The following is a 3,141-nucleotide window of genomic DNA, read 5'->3' on the forward strand; positions in this document are numbered from 1 at the left end:
GACTTCGTTGAGATAGGTGATAAAGGTCAGCATCACCACCACATTCCTAACCTTGTTCACTACCAGGCCGCGTTTTCACAGTTGGCCCTACAGTAATTCGAACAGTATTACACAACTCCTTTCTTTGATTGATCCCTTTGGCTAATAGGCTGGGGGGATCCTCTTGCATGCCAGTTGCTGGCACACCAATGGCGTGATGGTCCTTCAATATTTGACAGATAAAATGGGCGACAGAGCCGGATTTATATATGTTGGATTCAAAGTACAGCTTTTCGTCTGACTAGTTCACGAGAGGCTTGGCCTGTCATATCTATTTGGCATTATTTAGGAATTATCATGTGTGCAAGCAGAACTCGGATGCTGCCCGTGATTGCTCTGGGGCTATTGCCCCTGTGTGGTCAGGTGTCAGCAGCACAGGAAAACGTACCTTACTGCCATAGTTATGCAGGACTGAATTTTCCGGATTTTATGGCTTTGTGGGATTATGCCAACCCGGGGAGGACAGAGAATACGTTCAGAGCGCTACTTAATCTGGCTGCTAATAGCCAGGATAAAACCTATATGAGCGAGCTGCTTAGTCAGATTGCGAGAACATACGTCATGCGTGGCAAGCATGAGGAAGCCGAATTTTATCTCGGACAGTCCTATTTGTATCTTTCCGATTCAGAGCCTAGGGCTGAGGCGAACTATTTGCGAGAAAAAGCTCGTTTGCTGATTGAGCAGGGCAGGCAGCAAGAAGCGGTCGCTCACTTAACCTCATCATGGAAGATAGCAAGAGAAAGCCGCTACGATCGCCTCGCGATTGAAATAGCGTTGGACTTGCATGAGCTACAGCCAGACGGGGCTTATAATTGGCAGAGTCGGGCAAAGCAACTGGCGGAGAAGACCCGTGACGCCAAAGCCCTGCAATGGGCCAGAGACAATCAGGCTCGGCTGCTTTAGTTTAGGGGCGTGACTACGGCATTATTGCCTGCAGCTCATAAGGCCGAAGTTGTCATGACATGAGCAAAGTGTCATTTTTTTGTCTAGTCTTGCTTATGGAAGCGCAAGAAAAGCAGTTGGAGTGATATCGCGCATGATGAATGATAATGAATGGGTTGTTCGCTGGTTTACTGAAGTTTGGAGTCGGGCGGACGGCGCTTTGCTTGCAGAATATGCTACTGATCCTTTTCACTTTCATTTGCCCGGTGGCAGGGTGTTAACCCTTAGCCATGTCGATTACCTGAACTTTATATCCATCTGGTGCCAGCGGTTTAAGAACGTCAATTTTACTATCAAGGATGTGGTGAACGACGGAAAAAAGACTGTAGCTCTGTACCATGCCAGTGCGACCTATAACGGTGGCTGGGCCAGAATTCCGGCAAGAAAGCAGCATGTCGAGATGACAGGTATGGTGTTTTTCAAACGGGAGGAGGGGATGATCACCGATTGTTGGCTGGAAGACAGTAGTTTTGATTTGTATCAGCAGTTAACGCGATATCTCGACTAGACAAGCGATTAGCAATAAAGAAAGGCGATATCTATTGATACCGCCTTTTTTAGGGACTTCACTTTAAGCGATATTAAGCTGTCTGGACATTTCGGGCCTGAGAGAGCTTAAGTTGTTCGAAGAACTGTTTCGTCTCGCTAACAATCACTTCTCTTAGCAGGATCAAGCCAATCAGATTCGGAACTGCCATCAGGCCATTCACGATGTCTGCGATTAGCCAGATCATATCCAGTTTGATGAAGGCACCGCCTGCGACAAGCACAAGGAAGAACAGTTTATATGGCAGAATTGCTTTTACACCAAAAAGGTAAGTCACACAGCGCTCACCATAGTAGTTCCAGCCAAGAATTGTGGTAAAGGCGAAGAACATCAGGCCGACGGATACCATCAACGGTCCCCAGTAGGCTGAATCCAGACCGCTGGCAAATGCAAAAGTTGTCATCTCAGCACCGGCGTAATCGCTTTGCCATGCACCGGTCACAACCAGGGTCAAACCTGTCATGGTACAAATGATAATGGTGTCGAAGAAGGTACCTGTCATTGATGTCAGGCCTTGCTTCACACATGAATCAGTCTTGGCCGCCGCTGCCGCCATAGGTGCACTACCCAGGCCAGATTCATTCGAGAAAACACCGCGGGCAATACCGGATTGGATGGCAAGCATAATACCGGCACCGACAAAACCACCTGCGGCAGCGTGACCGGTAAAGGCTGAAGTAATTACCAGATTAACGGCTGCGGGCAGTGCGTCAGCCTGGGAGGTCAATACTGTGATACAAGCAACGATGTAGAACGCGGCCATAACAGGTACGACTTTACTGGCAACACTGGAAATCGACTTAATACCGCCAAGGGTAACTGTCGCGACAAGAGCCGTAAGGATAATGACAGTGATCTCCCGTGGCATCTCAAACGACAGGTAGGCAGCATCTACGATTGCATTGGCCTGCGGAAAAGTACCGATACCGAAACAGGCTACACCTAGCGCAAAGATTGCAAAGAGTTTGGCCAGCCATTTACTTCCGACGCCTTTTTCCAGGTAGTACATTGGACCACCAATCATCTGGCCGTTAGAGTCCTTATCACGGTATTTGACTGCCAGCAGACACTCGGCATACTTGGTCGCCATACCAAACAGTGCTGCTAGCCACATCCAGAAAAGCGCACCCGGGCCGCCCAGTTTGATGGCAGTCGCAACACCGACAATGTTACCGGTACCGATTGTGGCAGACAGCGCTGTACACAAGGCGGCAAAGCTGGAAACATCCCCGCTGCCATTGCGATTTTTCTTGTTAGAGAAAACATAGCTAAGTGCCAGAGGCAGGTGGCGAATCTGGATGAAACCAAGGCGGATAGTCAGGTATAGACCGGTACCAACCAATAGAATAAGTAGAGGCGGACCCCAGACGAAGTTATCAATAGTTTGTAGTAAATTGTGTAGCGGATTCATTATTCTTCTCCCCTTAAACATCAAAGGAAGAGATAAAAAACAACAGAAAGGTGGTGTTACAGAAAAGCTGTTTTCAGTTTTTTTCTGAGCTGTTGATCTTATCTCCTCTGTCCTTTTGCCTGAGAGTTTCACTAACCACTCCTGCAAGGCAGAGGGTGGAAGCTTGCTCCTTCGGCGTCCGATTTAACGGATCTCTCCAGAG

Annotated in this window: 3 protein-coding genes and 1 riboswitch; of the genes, 2 read left to right on the plus strand and 1 reads right to left on the minus strand. The window is 48.3% G+C overall.

Annotated elements, in window-relative coordinates:
- The first annotated feature begins 336 nt into the window (after positions 1 to 336).
- Together MHN01_RS22310 and MHN01_RS22315 are read left to right on the plus strand one after the other, a co-directional pair.
- Positions 337 to 942: a hypothetical protein gene (locus MHN01_RS22310; RefSeq protein ID WP_239413524.1), complete on the plus strand. Its 606-nt coding sequence runs from the start codon at positions 337 to 339 to the stop codon at positions 940 to 942.
- Between the two features lie 133 nt (positions 943 to 1,075).
- Complete coding sequence (locus MHN01_RS22315; RefSeq protein WP_239413525.1) at positions 1,076 to 1,489, plus strand: ester cyclase; 414 nt, start codon at positions 1,076 to 1,078, stop codon at positions 1,487 to 1,489.
- A 73-nt stretch (positions 1,490 to 1,562) separates the two neighbouring features.
- Here the strand turns inward: MHN01_RS22315 and MHN01_RS22320 are convergent, their stop codons facing one another.
- Positions 1,563 to 2,939 (minus strand): sodium:alanine symporter family protein, encoded by a 1,377-nt coding sequence (locus MHN01_RS22320; RefSeq protein ID WP_239413526.1) that lies wholly within the window; start codon positions 2,937 to 2,939, stop codon positions 1,563 to 1,565.
- A 97-nt stretch (positions 2,940 to 3,036) separates the two neighbouring features.
- A riboswitch (glycine riboswitch) is annotated at positions 3,037 to 3,141 on the minus strand. This riboswitch is flagged as partial in the annotation.

The organism is Photobacterium sp. OFAV2-7 (assembly GCF_022347985.1).
Lineage (GTDB): Bacteria > Pseudomonadota > Gammaproteobacteria > Enterobacterales > Vibrionaceae > Photobacterium.